At 74.1% G+C, this 15,432-nt stretch carries 12 protein-coding genes; 8 read left to right on the top strand and 4 right to left on the bottom strand.

All coding sequences use genetic code 11. The annotated features are described in order from the left end of the window. Positions 1-2 precede the first annotated feature (2 nt). On the top strand, positions 3-2,144 hold the full coding sequence (locus tag ACZ5GH_RS01620) for an alpha-galactosidase (protein ID WP_387754944.1): 2,142 nt from the start codon (positions 3-5) through the stop codon (positions 2,142-2,144). Between the two features lie 77 nt (positions 2,145-2,221). Here the strand turns inward: ACZ5GH_RS01620 and xylA are convergent, their stop codons facing one another. Continuing rightward, positions 2,222-3,394: a xylose isomerase gene (xylA, locus tag ACZ5GH_RS01615; RefSeq protein WP_464333171.1), complete on the bottom strand. Its 1,173-nt coding sequence runs from the start codon at positions 3,392-3,394 to the stop codon at positions 2,222-2,224. Between the two features lie 95 nt (positions 3,395-3,489). On the opposite strand from xylA, the gene xylB reads away from it, so the two are divergent. Both xylB and ACZ5GH_RS01605 read left to right on the top strand, forming a co-directional pair. Then, complete coding sequence (gene xylB, locus ACZ5GH_RS01610; protein ID WP_464333170.1) at positions 3,490-4,920, top strand: xylulokinase; 1,431 nt, start codon at positions 3,490-3,492, stop codon at positions 4,918-4,920. A 69-nt stretch (positions 4,921-4,989) separates the two neighbouring features. Next, positions 4,990-6,147: an ROK family transcriptional regulator gene (locus tag ACZ5GH_RS01605; RefSeq protein WP_464336777.1), complete on the top strand. Its 1,158-nt coding sequence runs from the start codon at positions 4,990-4,992 to the stop codon at positions 6,145-6,147. Positions 6,148-6,256: 109 nt separating this feature from the next. On the opposite strand, the gene ACZ5GH_RS01600 is transcribed toward ACZ5GH_RS01605, so the two are convergent. Continuing rightward, positions 6,257-7,591: a non-reducing end alpha-L-arabinofuranosidase family hydrolase gene (locus tag ACZ5GH_RS01600; RefSeq protein WP_464336776.1), complete on the bottom strand. Its 1,335-nt coding sequence runs from the start codon at positions 7,589-7,591 to the stop codon at positions 6,257-6,259. A gap of 335 nt (positions 7,592-7,926) precedes the next feature. On the opposite strand from ACZ5GH_RS01600, the gene ACZ5GH_RS01595 reads away from it, so the two are divergent. From ACZ5GH_RS01595 to aspA, 4 genes are all read left to right on the top strand, one after another. After that, a complete protein-coding gene (locus ACZ5GH_RS01595; protein WP_387754953.1) occupies positions 7,927-8,655 on the top strand; it encodes a FadR/GntR family transcriptional regulator in 729 nt (242 codons plus the stop codon). Continuing rightward, a complete protein-coding gene (locus ACZ5GH_RS01590; protein ID WP_464333169.1) occupies positions 8,652-10,091 on the top strand; it encodes an amino acid permease in 1,440 nt (479 codons plus the stop codon). The genes ACZ5GH_RS01595 and ACZ5GH_RS01590 overlap by 4 nt, the downstream gene beginning before the upstream one ends. Positions 10,092-10,188: 97 nt before the next feature. Further along, complete coding sequence (locus ACZ5GH_RS01585; RefSeq protein WP_387754959.1) at positions 10,189-11,205, top strand: asparaginase; 1,017 nt, start codon at positions 10,189-10,191, stop codon at positions 11,203-11,205. A 47-nt stretch (positions 11,206-11,252) separates the two neighbouring features. Beyond that, positions 11,253-12,686 (top strand): aspartate ammonia-lyase, encoded by a 1,434-nt coding sequence (aspA, locus tag ACZ5GH_RS01580; protein ID WP_464333168.1) that lies wholly within the window; start codon positions 11,253-11,255, stop codon positions 12,684-12,686. Between the two features lie 113 nt (positions 12,687-12,799). On the opposite strand, the gene ACZ5GH_RS01575 is transcribed toward aspA, so the two are convergent. Together ACZ5GH_RS01575 and ACZ5GH_RS01570 are read right to left on the bottom strand one after the other, a co-directional pair. Then, positions 12,800-13,291 (bottom strand): universal stress protein, encoded by a 492-nt coding sequence (locus ACZ5GH_RS01575; protein ID WP_464333167.1) that lies wholly within the window; start codon positions 13,289-13,291, stop codon positions 12,800-12,802. A gap of 4 nt (positions 13,292-13,295) precedes the next feature. Beyond that, positions 13,296-14,552: an SLC13 family permease gene (locus ACZ5GH_RS01570; RefSeq protein ID WP_387755713.1), complete on the bottom strand. Its 1,257-nt coding sequence runs from the start codon at positions 14,550-14,552 to the stop codon at positions 13,296-13,298. Positions 14,553-14,777: 225 nt separating this feature from the next. On the opposite strand from ACZ5GH_RS01570, the gene ACZ5GH_RS01565 reads away from it, so the two are divergent. Next, positions 14,778-15,347: a GNAT family N-acetyltransferase gene (locus ACZ5GH_RS01565; RefSeq protein WP_464333166.1), complete on the top strand. Its 570-nt coding sequence runs from the start codon at positions 14,778-14,780 to the stop codon at positions 15,345-15,347. Positions 15,348-15,432 lie beyond the last annotated feature (85 nt).

Below are 15,432 nucleotides of genomic sequence, written 5' to 3'. Positions count from 1 at the left end.
AGATGACCGATGCGAACGTCGTCGTACTGACGGCCGGTGACGCGGCCCTCGCGCTGGACACCGCCGGCCCCGGGATGCCCCGGGTGCTGCACTGGGGCGTCGATCCCGGCTTCCGGGCCGGCGACGCCGCGCAGGTGCTCGACGCCATGGGCCGGGCCCCGGACCACCGGGCCGGCAGCCTGATGCCGTCCCAGGGACAGGGCTGGTTCGGACGGCCGGCCCTGGCAGGGCACCGCGAGGGCCGGGTCCGCCCCCCGCGTTTCGAACTCGCCGAACCGGTCGGCCTGCGCGCCGTCCGGGACGGCCGGGGCGGCGCCGTCCACGTGCGGGCCCTGGACCGGGGCGCGGGGCTCGCGCTGGACACCGAGTTGCAGATGACGGAGCACGGCGTGGTGCGGCTGCGCCACGCCCTGACCAACACGGCGACCGACGCCTACACCCTGGACGTCCTGGCGTGCGTCCTCCCGGTGCCCGCCCACGCCGCGGAACTGCTGGACTTCGCGGGCCGCTGGGCCCGTGAGCGCTCCCCGCAGCGCGCCCCGCTGCGGCAGGGCGTGTGGTCGAGGGAGAGCCGGCGCGGCCGTACCGGCTTCGACGCCGGACTGCTGCTCGCCGGCACCGCGGGCTTCGGCTTCCGGCAGGGCCGGGTCTGGGGCGTGCACCCCGCCTGGAGCGGCAACCACGTCCAGTACGCGGAGCGGCTGGCGGACGGGACGACGGTCCTCGGCGGCGGCGAACTGCTGGACGCCGGCGAGATCCGGCTCGCGGAGGGCGAGTGCCACCGGACCCCGTGGGTGTACTTCGCGACCTCCGGCTCGGGCCTGGACGGGATCAGCCGCGGATTCCACGACATGCTCCGGGCCCGGCCCCGGCACCCGAACACCGCCCGGCCGGTCACCGCGAACATCTGGGAGGCGGTCTACTTCGACCACGACCCCGAACGGGTGCGCGCCCTCGCGCACACCGCGGCGGAGGTCGGCGTGGAGCGGTTCGTCGTGGACGACGGCTGGTTCCGGCACCGCCGCCACGACCGGGCCGGCCTCGGCGACTGGTACGTCGACGAGAAGGTGTGGCCCGACGGGCTCCGCCCGATCGCCGACCACGTCCACGGGCTCGGCATGCAGTTCGGCCTCTGGGTCGAGCCCGAGATGGTCAACCCCGACTCCGACCTGGCCCGCGCCCACCCCGACTGGTTCCTCGCCGACGCCGAACGCCTCCCGTTCGAGCAGCGCCACCAGCACGTCCTGGACGTCGCGAACCCCGACGCCTACGCCCACCTGCTGGAGCGGATCAGCACCCTGGTCGGGGAGGCGGGCATCGACTACCTCAAGTGGGACCACAACCGCGACCTGGCCGACGCCGTCCACGACGGCCGGCCCGGCGTGCACGCGCAGACCACGGCGGTCTACCGGCTGCTGGACGAACTGCGCGGCCGCCACCCCGGGTTGGAGATCGAGTCCTGCTCGTCCGGCGGGGCCCGCGCGGACCTCGGCATCCTGGAGCACACGGACCGGATCTGGGGATCGGACAACATCGACCCGGTCGAACGCCAGGCGATCCAGCGCTGGACCGGCCTCCTCCTGCCCTACGAGCTGATCGGCTCCCACGTCGGCTCCGCCCCCGCCCACATCAGCCACCGGGACACCACGCTCGCCTTCCGCTGCGCCACCGCCCTGTTCGGACACGCCGGCATCGAGGCCGACATCACGGCCTGGCCGGAGAGCGACCTGACCGCGCTCACCTCCTGGGTCGGCGCCTACAAGGAACTGCGGCCGCTGCTCCACGGCGGTGACGTGGTCCGCGCCGACCACCCCGACCCGGCAGCCTGGGTCCACGGGGTCGTCTCCCGGGACCGGGCCCACGCCGTCTTCGCCTACGTCCAGCTGGACACCTCCGTCGCCGAGAACGGCGCGCCCGTACGGCTGCCGGGCCTGGAGCCCGAGACCCGCTACGCGCTACGGGTGCGCCCCGAGCTCTCCTGCCCCGAGCACTCCTGGCCCGCCTGGGCCCGGCGGACGGCCGCGCTCACCCTGACCGGCCGGTACCTCGCCGAAGTCGGCCTCGCCGCCCCGGGCCTGACCAACCACCCCGGCCACGCACTGGTGGTCGAGGCACAGGCACAGCCACCCGCCGCGCGGGAGTGAACTCGACCTCCACGTCGACGACCGCCGCGGCCGGCGGTCCCGGTCAGCGGGCTCGCCGCCGGCCGCGGCGGTCCCGGTCAGCGGGCGCCGAGGAGGTGGTCGAGGGCCAGCTGGTCGAGCTGCTCGAAGGCCATGCCGCGCGCGGCGGCGGCGTCGACGTCGAACTCCTCGAAGGCGGACGTGTCCGCGAGCAGCCCGGTCAGGCCGTCCTCGGCCGTGGGGAGGGCGAGTTCGGGCAGTCGGGAGGCGGCGAGCGCGGCTTGGACCTCCGGGTCGGCCCGGAAGGCGCGGGAGCGCTCCGCCAGCAGCAGGTAGTTGCGCATGCAGCCGGCCGCCGAGGCCCAGACGCCGTCGAAGTCCTCGGTGCGCGGCGGCTTGAAGTCGAAGTGCTTCGGGCCGTCGTAGCCGGCCGACTCCAGCAGGTCGACCAGCCAGAAGGCCTGCCGCAGGTCCCCCGCGCCGAACCGCAGGTCCTGGTCGTACTTGATGCCGGACTGGCCGTTGAGGTCGATGTGGAACAGCTTGCCGTGCCACAGGGCCTGGGCGATGCCGTGTGGGAAATTGAGGCCCGCCATCTGCTCGTGGCCGACCTCCGGGTTGAGGCCGACCCGGTCGGGGCGCTCCAACTCGTTGATGAACGCCAGGGCGTGGCCGACGGTGGGCAGCAGGATGTCGCCGCGCGGCTCGTTGGGCTTGGGCTCGATCGCGAAGCGCAGGTCGTAGCCCTGCCGTTCGACGTACTCGCCGAGCAGGTCGAAGGCCTCCTTCAGCCGGTCGAGGGCGGTGCGCACGTCCTTGGCCGCGCCGGACTCGGCGCCCTCGCGCCCGCCCCAGGCGACGTAGACCGAGGCGCCGAGCTCGGCGGCCAGGTCGATGTTGCGGATGGTCTTGCGCAGCGCGTAGCGCCGCACGTCGCGGTCGTTGGCGGTGAACGCGCCGTCCTTGAAGACGGGGTGGGTGAACAGGTTGGTGGTGGCCATCGGCACCTTCAGCCCGGACGCGTCCAGGGCGGCGCGGAAGCGCTTGACCGCCTGCTCGCGCTCGGCCTCGCCCGCGCCGAACGGGATCAGGTCGTCGTCGTGGAAGGTGACGCCGTGGGCGCCGAGGGCGGCCAGCCGCCGGACCGTCTCGGCCGGGTCGAGGGCGGGCCGGGTCGCGTCGCCGAACGGGTCGCGCCCCTGCCATCCGACGGTCCACAGGCCGAAGGTGAACTTGTGCGCGGGGGTGGGGACGAGCGGGTCGCTGGACATGGAGCGGCTCCGAATCGGGTGCGGAGGGTGTTTGTCAGGGCTCTCAACAAATTAGTATGCCGGGACGTCAAAAGGAACCCGCACCGGAGGAACACATGGCTGAGCAGCGTGTCGTGATCGGCGTCGACAGCTCGACCCAGGCCACCAAGGCCCTGGCCGTCGACATCGACACCGGCGAGGTGGTGGGGGAGGGCCGCGCCCGGCACACCGTCAGCACGGGCGCCGGCCGGGAGAGCGACCCCGAGCAGTGGTGGGAGGCGCTCGTCGAGGCCGCGGCACTCACCGGCTGGGCGGACCGCGCGGCCGCCCTCTCCGTCGCCGGCCAGCAGCACGGCCTCGTCACCCTCGACCGGGCCGGGCGCCCGGTGCGCCCGGCGCTGCTCTGGAACGACGTCCGGTCCGCGCCGCAGGCCGCGCGACTGCGCGACGCGTTCGGCGCGGCGGAGATCGCCCGCCGCACCGGCAGCGTCCCCACCGCCGCCTTCACCGCCGCCAAGTGGGCCTGGCTGCGCACCGACGAGCCCGCCGCGGCCGACCGCGTGGCGGCCGTCCGCCTTCCCCATGACTTCCTGACCGAACGGCTGACCGGCGAGGCCGTCACCGACCGGGGCGACGCCTCGGGCACCGGCTGGTGGGGCCCGGACGGGTACGACCCGGACGTCCTCGCCCGGATCGGCCTCGATCCCGGGCTGCTGCCCCGGGTCCTCGCGGCCGGCGCGCGGGCCGGCACCGTCCGTCCCGGACTGCCGCTGCGCGAGGGGGCGCCGGTGGCCACCGGCACGGGCGACAACATGGCGGCGGCCCTCGGGCTCGGCCTCCTGCCCGGGCAGCCGGTGCTCAGCCTCGGCACCTCCGGCACCGTCTACGCCGTCGGCCGGACGCGGCCCGCCGATCCGAGCGGCACCGTCGCCGGCTTCGCCGACGCCCTCGGGGGCTGGCTGCCGCTGGCCTGCACGCTCAACTGCACCCTGGCCGTCGACCGCTTCGCCGCCCTGCTCGGACGCGGCCGCGAGGAGGTCGAGGACGGCGGCACCGCGGTCGTCCTGCCCTACCTGGACGGCGAACGCACCCCGGACCTCCCCGGCGCGTCCGGCCTGGTCCACGGTCTGCGCCACGACACCACCCCGGGCCAGCTGCTCCAGGCCGCCTACGACGGCGCCGCCCACGCCCTGCTCACGGCGCTGGACGGCGTCCTGCTCGCGGGAGGCGAGGACCCCGGGGGCGACGAACCGCTGCTGCTGATCGGCGGCGGCGCCCGCGGCCGGGCCTGGCAGCGGACCGTCCTGCGGCTCTCGGGCCGGCCGGTCCAGGTGCCCGTCGCCCGGGAGCTGGTCGCGCTCGGCGCCGCCGCCCAGGCCGCCGCGCTGCTCACCGGAGAGCCCGCCGACGCGGTGGCGCGCCGCTGGCGCACGGCCGACGGCCCGGTGCTGGCAGCCGTCGAGAGGGACGACGACGCGCTCGAACGGATCGGGGATACCCTGCGTCGGGCCGGGGCCCTGCAGGGCGCGCCGGCCGAGGACCGGTAGGAGGGGCGCGTGACGGTGGCGATCAGGGCGGGCAAGGGGTCGGAAGGCGGACCGGCGTCGCAGCAGGACATGCGACGGCGGAACCTCTCACTGGTGCTCGGTGCGGTCGCCGGGCACAGCCCGCTCTCCCGCGCGGACGTCGCCGGGCGCGTCGGCCTGACCAGGGCGGCCGTCTCCTCCCTGGTGGACGAGCTGATCGGCTGCGGAGCGCTGACCGAGGCGGCGGCCACGGCCAGTGGACGGGTCGGCCGCCCCGGACGGGCGCTGGCCGTGAACGACCGGGGCCCGGCCGGGCTGGGCCTGGAGATCGGCGTCAGCCACCTCGGCGCGTGCGTGGTGGACCTGCGGGGCGAGCCCCGGGTGTGGCGCCGGGTCGAACGGCAGAACGCGGGCCGACCGGCCGGGGAGGTCCTGACGGATGCCGCCGAGTTGGCGGCCGAGGCGCAGGCCGAGGCCGCGGCCCTCGGACTGCGCGTCGAGGGCCGCGTCCTGGCCGTCCCCGGGGTGGTGCCGAACGAACCGGCCGGGCTGGTCGAGCGCGCACCCAACCTCGGCTGGCGAGGCGTCCGGCCCGCCGACCACTGGCCCGACCCAAACACCGTGCCCGAGCCGGAGAACGAGGCCAACCTCGGGGCGCTGGCCGAGTACTGGAGCGCCGGACAGGCCGCGGAGACCTTCGTCCACGTCTCCGCCGGGGCCGGGATCGGCGCGGCCCTGGTCATCGACGGACGGCTGTTCCGGGGCGCCCGCGGCTTCGCCGGCGAACTCGGCCACCTCCCCGTCCGGCCGGACGGCGTCCGGTGCGCCTGCGGTGCCCGCGGCTGCCTGGAACAGTACGCGGGCGAGGCGGCGGTGCTGCGCGAGGCCGGCCTCGGGCGGCACCGCCCGGGCGACCCGGTCGCCGCGCTCGCCGAGCGGGCCGCCGCCGGACACGAGCCCACCCTGCGGGCGCTGGACGGTGCGGGGCGTGCCCTGGGCCTCGCCCTCGCCGCCGCGGTGGAACTCGTCGACCCGGACGGGCTCGTCCTCGGCGGCGCCTACGCCGAGCTCGCCGACTGGCTGCTGCCCTCCGTACGCGCCGAGTTGGCCGCCCGGGTCACCGTGCGGCCCTGGGCCCCGGAGGCGCTGCGCCCCTCGGCGCTGGGGCGGCGCGGCCCGCTGCTGGGCGCGGCGCTGACGACGGTGCGCCGGATCATGGCCGACCCCCTGCTGCTGTCCACCGGGTGACCGGAGGCCGGGGGCGAACGCCGGCTCCTTCCGGGCCCCACCGGGCCACGAGGCGCGGGTGGCCGAGGTGTCGGCCACCCGCGCTCGCGGTCGTGGTGCGTCCGGCGGGTCAGCGCTGCAGGGTGAGGACGGCCGGCCGGTACGGCAGTTGCAGGTAGGGGGCGCCGTCGCTCCTGGGGTCCCTGCCCTGGTAGAGGAACTGCAGGCGGCAGGCGTCGACGGTCATGGTCTGGTCGGGGTTGTCGCGGACCAGGTCGCCGTGGCTGATGTCGTTGGTCCAGCCGGCGCCGCTGTTGGCCTTGCCCGCGAACGGGTTGCCCTCGGTGGCGGCCTGCGGGGTCCAGGAACCGTTCAGGCTGGTGGCGGTGAAGGAGCGGAAGTAGCGCTGCTCGTTGGTGCCCCGGGCCTCGACGATCATCAGGTACTGGTTCTGGCCCTTGACCTTGTAGACCTGCGGGGCCTCGAAGAGGTTCTTCACGGTGTCGGTCATGACGGTGCTGTAGGAGGAGCCGAAGCTGCCCGGGAAGTTCCCGATCGGCATGCTCGCGCGGTAGATGCTGCCGTTGTCACCGGCGAAGAACAGGTACATGTTCCGGTCGTCGGCGATCAGGGTCGGGTCGATCGGGCCGCCGGTCGGGAGGCTGCCGGTGAACAGGTCCTGCGGCGCGGACCAGCCGTTGGGGTTGGTCGGGTCGCTGGACGTGCGGTAGCTGAAGGACCAGGAGGTGCCCCACCCCAGGGAGGCCAGCACCCAGACGTTCCTGGGCGCGAAGTAGAACAGCTGGGGCGCGACCGCGGACCGGGGCAGGCCGGTCTGGGCGGCCGAGGCCATGTCCGACCAGTTGGTGAAGGGAGCGAACCCCATCGTGTTCCACGACGAACCGTCAGAGGTCGTGGCGTAGACCAGGTGCTTGCCGTTGTACGTCGTGGTGGTGAAGTCCTTCAGCGCGACCCACCCGTTCGCCGGCTGCGCCAGCGGTGCCGTCGACGTCCAGCGGTACGTCGACGGAAGGGCACAGGAGGTCGTGGACAGGCCGGTCCACCGCTGGTTGGCGGCGCCGGTGCAGTTCCAGAGCTGCACCGCCGTGCCGTTGGCGGTCCCGCCGCCCGAGACGTCCAGGCACAGCCCGGACTCGACGCCGACGATCGTGCCGTCGGAGTTCACCCGCCACTGCTGGTCGGCGCCGCCGCCGCACCCGCGGATCGCCACCCGGGTCCCGGCCGTGGTGGCGTGGCCCGGGGCCTCCAGGCACTTGTCGCCGTACACGGTCAGCTGACCGCTGTCCGTCGACGTCCACTGCTGGTTGGCCCCGCCCCAGCAGTCGTAGATCTGCAGGTTCGTGCCGTCGGTCCGGCCGGCACCCGGCACGTCGAGGCACCGGCCGGAGGCCGTACCGCGCACGGCGCCGGTGGTGGCCGCCTGAGCCGGGCCGGCGACGAGCATCGCCGCCAGGGCGGCGAGGGCCGCGACGGCGGCGGCGAGCACCGCGAACGGACGTGTGGGGGCGGAGCTTGATCTGTACACGGGATCGTCATCCTTGGGTGAGCGGCTCGGGTGGGGCAGGGAGGGCGGCGCGGAATGTTAGCGCTAACAAAATGCTGAAGCAGAGTCAGCGGTGGTAATGCGGGGTGGATTCCACGTTTATAGACCCGGCGCCTCGGCCGTGTCCAGAGACGTGCGAGCACCGTCTTCAGCCGACTTCCGCAAGCTGCGCCGCGAGCCGTTCCGCCCGGGCCGGTGTCTTGACACCGTGGCGCCGGTGCCCCGAGGATCGGCCCGTGAACCTGTCAGACAGCCAGACAGCTGGCATACCGCGGCGGATCAGCGCCACCGAAGCCGTGTTCGGCCACCTGCGCGGCGCGATCGAGCGCGGTGACTACGCGGTGGGCGACAAGCTCCCGTCCGAAGCGGAGCTGTGCCGGACCCTGGAGGTCAGCCGACCGGTGCTGCGGGAGGCGCTGCGGGCCCTGCAGGCCATGGGCCTGACCGTCTCCAGGACCGGCAAGGGCACCTTCGTCGTGGCGAACACGGTCGAGGACCCCACCTTCGGCGACTACGCGGCGAGTGACCTGCTGGAGGTGCGTCGGCACGTCGAGATCCCGGTCGCCGGGTACGCGGCGCTGCGTCGTACCCCGGGGGACCTGGACCACCTGGCCCACCTGCTCGACCGGATGGAGCGGGAGACCGACACCACCGCGTGGGTCGCGCTGGACACCGTCTTCCACCTGGCGGTGGCGGAGGCGGCCCAGAACCCCGTGTTCCGCCGGGTCATCGAGGAGATCCGTGACGCACTGGCGCGTCAGTCGACCTTCCTCAACGAGCTGGGCGGCCGGCGCGAGCAGTCCAACTGCGAGCACCGGGCCATCGTCGAGGCGCTGGTGGACGGTTCCGAGCACGACGCCGTCGAGGCGATGTCCCACCACCTCCACCGGGTCGAGACGACCCTCACCGACATCGTGCGCCCCAAGCGGGCGGACACCCCCACGGAAGGCAGATCCGAGGCGTGAGCGAGCAGTTCCTCAAAGACGAGAAGCGCCCCACGACCCGTCACGTCGATGCCGGGGACACCGGCTACAGCAAGTCCCTGAAACCCCGTCACGTCAACATGATCGCCATCGGCGGCGCGATCGGCACCGGCCTCTTCCTCGGCGCCGGCGGGCGCCTCGCCGACGCCGGCCCCTCGCTGTTCGTCGCCTACGCCGTCTGCGGCCTCTTCGCGTTCCTCGTCGTGCGCGCGCTCGGCGAACTCGTCCTGTACCGCCCGTCCTCCGGGGCCTTCGTCTCGTACGCCCGGGAGTTCCTGGGGGAGAAGGGCGCGTACACCGCGGGCTGGATGTACTTCCTCAACTGGGCGACCACCGGCATCGCCGACATCACCGCGGTGGCGACGTACACCCACTACTGGCACCTGTTCTCCAGCGTCCCGCAGTGGGTCATCGCGCTCATCGCCCTGGCCGTGGTGCTCACCGTGAACCTGGTCTCGGTGCGGTTCTTCGGCGAACTGGAGTTCTGGTTCGCCATCGTCAAGGTCGGCGCGCTGGTGGTCTTCATGGGCATCGCGATCTTCCTGATCGTCACCCGGCACCCGGTGGACGGCACCGTACCGGGACCGTCGCTGATCACCGACAACGGCGGCGTCTTCCCCCACGGGTTGCTGCCCATGTTGCTGATCATCCAGGGCGTCGTCTTCGCCTACGCCTCCGTCGAACTGGTCGGCGTCACGGCCGGGGAGACCGAGAACCCCGAGAAGATCATGCCGAAGGCGATCAACTCGATCATGTGGCGGGTGGGCCTCTTCTACGTCGGCTCGGTCGTCCTGCTCTCGATGCTGATGCCCTGGAACAGGTACTCCGCCGGCCAGAGCCCCTTCGTGACCGTGCTGTCCCACATCGGCGTCCCGGCGGCCGGCAGCGTGATGAACCTGGTCGTCCTCACCGCGGCCATGTCCTCGCTGAACTCCGGCCTCTACTCCACCGGCCGCATCCTGCGCTCGATGGCCGTGAACGGGTCCGCCCCGCGTTTCACCGCCCGGATGAGCCGCACCCAGGTGCCGTACGGCGGCATCCTGCTCACCAGCGGCATGTGCGTCCTGGGCGTCGGCCTCAACTTCGTGGTGCCCGCCGACGCGTTCGAGATCGTGCTCAACCTCGCGGCGATCGGCATCATCGCGACCTGGGCCATGATCATGGTCTGCCACCTCTTCTTCTGGCGGAAGACCCGGGCCGGCGAACTGGCCCGCCCGGCGTACCGCCTGCCCGGCTCCCCGTGGACCGAGATCGTGACGCTGGCCTTCCTCGCCTCCGTCCTGGTCCTCATGTACGCCGACGGCGGCGCCGGACGCACCACCGTGCTGTGCGTGCCGCTGATCGCGGCCGCGCTCGTCGCCGGCTGGTACGCGATCCGGGGGCGCCTCGCGCGCGAAGCCGCCGGGACCGACGACTGAACCGGGCGGCGGCCCTCGGCGACGTGCGGACCGGTCCCGCCGTCGCCGAGGGCCGCCGGGACGGACTGGAAGCGACCCACCACCGATCGAGGCAGTGATGCACAGAAGTTCCCCGGCGGACGCTCCGGCGATCCGCGAACCCCACCACGTCCCCGTCGCCCACGTCACCCGCGGCGGCATGATCGAGGGCGTCCACCACGGCTCCGTCGTCGTCCTCGACGCGGACGGCGAGGTCCGGTTCCGGCTCGGTGACATCGAGGCGGCCTGCTATCCGCGGTCGGCGCTCAAGCCGGTCCAGGCCGTCGCCATGGTGCGGGCCGGGCTGCCGCTGGACGGCGAACTGCTCTCCCTCGCGACGGGCAGCCACTCCGGCGAGGAACGCCACCTCGCCGGCACCCGGCGGATCCTCGAACTGGCCGGCCTCACCGAGGACGACCTGCGCAACGTCCCGGACCACCCGTACGATCCGGCCGTCCGGGACACCTGGGTGCGAGGCGACCGCCCGCCGTCCCGGCTCGCCCAGAACTGCTCCGGCAAGCACGCCGCGATGCTCTACCTCTGCAAGCTCAACGGCTGGCCCCTGACCACCTACCTCGACCCCCGCCACCCGCTCCAGCGGGAGATCGCCGCCGTCGTCGAGGAGCTCACCGGCCGGCGTACCGCGCACACCAGCGTGGACGGCTGCGGCACCCCGCTGTTCGCGGTCTCCCTGCGCGGCCTCGCCCTCGCCGCCGCCCGCATCGCCGCCGCGGCGCCGGGGACCGCCGAGTTCCGGGTCGCGCAGGCGCTGCGCGGTCACCCGGAGATGGCCTCGGGCAGCGGACGGGACACGGCCGTGCTGATGCGCGCGGTGCCCGGACTGCTCGCCAAGGACGGCTTCGAGGGCGTCCAGATCGCCGCGCTGCCGGACGGCCGCGCCGTCGCCGTGAAGATCGCGGACGGGGCGAACCGGGCACGCGTCCCGGTGACGGCCGCCGCCCTGGCGCTGGCGGGAGTCGATCCCGCGCTGCTGGCGGACTGCGCCGGCGAGGCCACGGCCGGCGGCGGCCACCGCGTCGGCGAAGTCCGCCCGGTGCCGGCCCTGGCGCCGCAGGCCCGCGCCGCTTCGGCGTGACCGGTCCACGACCCCCGCACCCACCTCAGGAAGAGGACCCGCACACCATGACCGCCGCCACCCGCAGCGAGCACGACCTGCTCGGAGACCGCGACGTCCCCGCCGACGCCTACTGGGGCGTCCACACCCTGCGTGCCACCGAGAACTTCCCCATCACGGGCACGCCCATCTCCACGTACCCGCACCTGATCGACGCCCTGGCCGCCGTGAAGGAGGCCGCCGCCCTCGCCAACGAGGAACTCGGCCTGCTGGAGCCCCGCAAGGCCGCCGCGATCGTCGCCGCCTGCCGCGAGATCCGCGGCGGGACGCTGCACGACCAGTTCGTCGTGGACGTCATCCAGGGCGGCGCCGGCACCTCGACCAACATGAACGCCAACGAGGTCATCGCCAACCGGGCGCTGGAACTGCTGGGCCACGCCAGGGGCGAGTACCGGCACCTGCACCCCAACGAGGACGTCAACCTCGGTCAGTCCACCAACGACGTCTACCCGACCGCGGTCCGGATCGCGACCGTCTTCGCGGTGCGCGGCCTGCTCGACGCGATGGCCGTCCTCCAGGACGCGTTCGCCCGCAAGTCCGTCGAGTTCCGCGACGTGCTGAAGATGGGCCGCACCCAGTTGCAGGACGCCGTGCCGATGACGCTCGGACAGGAGTTCTCCGCCTTCGCGGTGATGCTCGACGAGGACCGCAGCCGGCTCGCCGAGGCGGTCGGGCTGATCCACGAGATCAACCTCGGCGCGACCGCGATCGGCACCGGCCTCAACGCCCCCGCCGGGTACGCCGAAGCCGCCCGGCGCCACCTCGCGGCCATCACCGGGCTGCCCCTCGTCACCGCGGCCAACCTGGTCGAAGCCACCCAGGACTGCGGCGCGTTCGTCCAGATGTCCGGCGTGCTCAAGCGCATCGCCGTCAAGCTCTCCAAGACCTGCAACGACCTTCGCCTGCTGTCGTCCGGGCCGCGGGCCGGACTGGGCGAGATCAACCTGCCGCCGGTGCAGGCCGGTTCGAGCATCATGCCCGGCAAGGTCAACCCGGTGATCCCGGAAGTCGTCAACCAGGTCGCCTTCGAGGTGATCGGCAACGACGTCGCCGTCACCATGGCCGCCGAGGCGGGCCAGCTCCAGCTCAACGCCTTCGAACCGATCATCCTGCACTCGCTCTCGGAGTCCGTCACCCACCTGCGCGCGGCCTGCCTCACCTTCGCCGAGCGCTGCGTGGTCGGCATCACCGCCAACACCGAGGCGCTGCGCGCGAGCGTCGAGAACTCCATCGGCCTGGTGACCGCCCTCAACCCGCACATCGGGTACACGGCCGCCACCGACATCGCCAAGGAGGCCCTGGCCAGCGGCCGGGGCGTGGCCGAACTCGTCCTGGAGAAGGGCCTGCTCCCGGCCGAGACGCTCAGGGCGCTGCTGCGGCCCGAGGTGCTCGCGGGCAGCGGTGTGCCCGAGGTGGTCGGCGGCGGCGTGCCGGTGGCCTGAGCGCGGGCGCCGTTCGCGAGCGCGGGACGAGCCGCCGTACCGGTCCCGGTGCGGCGGCTCGTCGCGTCCGGCCGGACGCCCCGCGCGGCGGCGCGGACCGGCGGCCGGTCGGGTCAGTGGTGGTGGTGCGGCGGGGGCGGGAGGGTGTCGGCGCCGGGTGCGGGTTCCGGCCAGACCAGCAGGACCGGGCAGGGCGCGTGGTCGACCACGAAGCGGGTCGCGGGGCCGAGGCTGTGCGGGCCGAGCCGGGTGCGGTCGCCGTCCCGGGCGAGGACCAGCAGCTCCGCGCCCTCGACGGCCGCGACGACCTCGCGTTCGACCCGTCCGGTGCGTTCCACGTGGGCGCAGGGGCGGCCGAGGCGCTCGGCCGCGGCGTCGAGCAGCTGTCGGGCGGAGGCCGCCGCCAGGGTCTCCACCCGGGTGCCGGGGTCCCGTTCGCGGTGGCCGCGGCCGAGCAGCCCGGCGAAGGCGCCGTGCGCCACGCCGGGCACCTCCTGGCCGCTGACGTGCAGCAGGACGATCTCGGCGCCCTGCGGCGCGTGCGCGCGGGCGGCGTCGACACAGGCGGGCCAGGTGCCTTCGGTGATCCAGACGACGACGGTCACGGTGTCAGCCTCCGAGGAGTCGTAGGGATGCCCACAGTGCCACCACGGCCGCCGCCAGGGCGGCGGGCACGACGAGCAGTCCGAGCCGGGTGAACTCGCCCAGGCCGATGTCGGTGTCGTGCTCGCGGACGATGCGCCGCCACAGCAGGGTGGCCAGGGAGCCGGCGTAGGTGAGGTTGGGGCCGATGTTCACCCCGAGCAGCACCGCCAGGACCGCGCCCGCACCGGACGGGACGGCCAGCGGCAGCAGCACCAGGGTGGCGGGCAGGTTGTTGATGACGTTCGCCAGCACCGCCGCCAGCGCCGCGACGCCGAGCAGGGCGGGCAGCGAGGTGCCGTGGGGGACGAGGTGCCCGAGCGCGGAGGCCAGCCCGTTGTCCACGACGGCCCGGACCACGATGCCGAGCGCCAGCACGAAGGCCAGGAACGGCACGGCGGCCGAGCGCACGATCGCCACCGGGGTGGTGCGGCGCCGGACCAGGGCCCGGACGGCGAGCACGAGCGCTCCGGCCAGCGCCGCCCAGGCCGGATCGACGCCGACGACCGAGGTGAGGACGAACCCGGCGAGCGTGCAGGCGACGGTGACGAGCGCGAACAGCGGCGTCTCCGGCGCCGTCACCTCGTCCGCGGTCGGGGCGCCCGCGTCCAGGTCGGCGGCGAAGAACCGGCGCAGCACCAGGTACTCGACGGCGATGGCCGCCACCCACGGCAGCGCCATCAGCGCGGCGAACCGGGTGAAGCTCAGCCCGCTGGCGGCGAAGGCCAGCAGGTTGGTGAGGTTGGAGACCGGCAGCAGCAGCGACGCGGTGTTCGACAGGTGGGTGCAGGCGTACAGGTGCGGCTTGGGCCGGGCGCCCAGCCGGGCCGCGGTGACGAACACCACCGGCGTCAGCAGCACCACGGTGGCGTCCAGGCTGAGCACCGCCGTGACCACCGAGGCGACCGCGAACACCTGCGCCAGCAGCCGCCGCGGGCTCCCGGCCGACGTCCGCGCCATCCACGCCCCGCAGGCGCGGAACAGGCCCTCGTCGTCGCACAGCTGCGCCAGCACCAGCACGGCCGCCAGGAACCCGATCACCGGCCCGAGCCGCTGCGCCTCGGCCACCGCGTGGTCCCAGGAGATCGCCCCGACGGCCACCACCAGCCCGGCCGCCGGGACGGCGACCACGGCCTCCGGCCAGCCCCACGGCCGCACCACGGCGCAGACCAGCACCAGCACCAGCAGCCCGATGGACAGCGCTTCCGCGGATGACGTACTCAGGGTCTCGCTCCTCGCAGGTGACGGTGCCCACCTGCTCCGTCGACACACGGGTGGGCCGGTAGGAATGTACCGGTTGCGACGGCGTGACCAGGGGCGGCACGGGGAGCGGGGCCGGAGAGCGTCGGGGCGCTCCGGGCCGGTTCCGGGTGTGCCCGGCGCGCTGTGGCACGATGCCCGCGGGCCGGCCACCACGGGCGGCCCTCCGCAGGTGAGGAGAGGACAGCCATGACCGAGACCGCCGCCGAATCCACCGGGCCCGCCGGGGAGCCCGTGTTCCGGCCCGCCGTGCCCGCCGACGTCCCGGCGCTGGTCGCGCTGGTCGAGTCGGCCTACCGGGGTGACGCCAGCCGGGCCGGGTGGACCACCGAGGCGGACCTGCTGGACGGCCGGCGCACCGACTCGGAGGCCGTCACGGCGGCCGTGGGCCACCCCGAGGGCCTGGTGCTGCTGGCCGAGCGGGACGGCGAACTGCTCGCCTGCTGCCAGCTGGAACGGCGCGGCGAGCGGGCGTACTTCGGCATGTTCTCGGTGCGCCCCGGGCTGCAGGGCGGCGGGATCGGCCGGGCCGTGCTGGCCGAGGCGGAGCGGGTGGCCGCCGAGGAGTGGGGCGTCGGCGCGATGGAGATGACGGTGATCGAGCAGCGCGCCGAGCTGATCGCCTGGTACGAGCGGCGCGGCTTCCGGCGCACCGGGGAGTTCAGCCCGTTCCCGTACGGCGACGAGCGGTTCGGCATACCGCTGCGGCCGGACCTCCGGTTCGCCCACCTGGTCAAGGAGTTGAAGGCGGCCGGGTGAGCACCGGGCGCCTGCCGACCGGCCCGGTTTCCGCAGGTGACGCCCTGTCAAGTCGCTGAGCTGGGGCGATGCGGAGATGTCACAC

This window comes from Kitasatospora sp. Xyl93, assembly GCF_055383135.1.
This window is presented reverse-complemented; position numbering and strand designations above follow the sequence as displayed.

Bases quoted from the DNA above. Each gene is read 5' to 3' on its own strand.
- ACZ5GH_RS01620 (WP_387754944.1), top strand. From the start codon at position 3: ATGACCGATGCGAACGTCGTCGTACTGACGGCCGGTGACGCGGCCCTC.
- xylA (WP_464333171.1), bottom strand. From the start codon at position 3,394: ATGTCCAGCGACCCGCTCGTCCCCACCCCCGCGCACAAGTTCACCTTC.
- xylB (WP_464333170.1), top strand. From the start codon at position 3,490: ATGGCTGAGCAGCGTGTCGTGATCGGCGTCGACAGCTCGACCCAGGCC.
- ACZ5GH_RS01605 (WP_464336777.1), top strand. From the start codon at position 4,990: ATGCGACGGCGGAACCTCTCACTGGTGCTCGGTGCGGTCGCCGGGCAC.
- ACZ5GH_RS01600 (WP_464336776.1), bottom strand. From the start codon at position 7,591: ATGCTCGTCGCCGGCCCGGCTCAGGCGGCCACCACCGGCGCCGTGCGC.
- ACZ5GH_RS01585 (WP_387754959.1), top strand. From the start codon at position 10,189: ATGCACAGAAGTTCCCCGGCGGACGCTCCGGCGATCCGCGAACCCCAC.
- aspA (WP_464333168.1), top strand. From the start codon at position 11,253: ATGACCGCCGCCACCCGCAGCGAGCACGACCTGCTCGGAGACCGCGAC.
- ACZ5GH_RS01565 (WP_464333166.1), top strand. From the start codon at position 14,778: ATGACCGAGACCGCCGCCGAATCCACCGGGCCCGCCGGGGAGCCCGTG.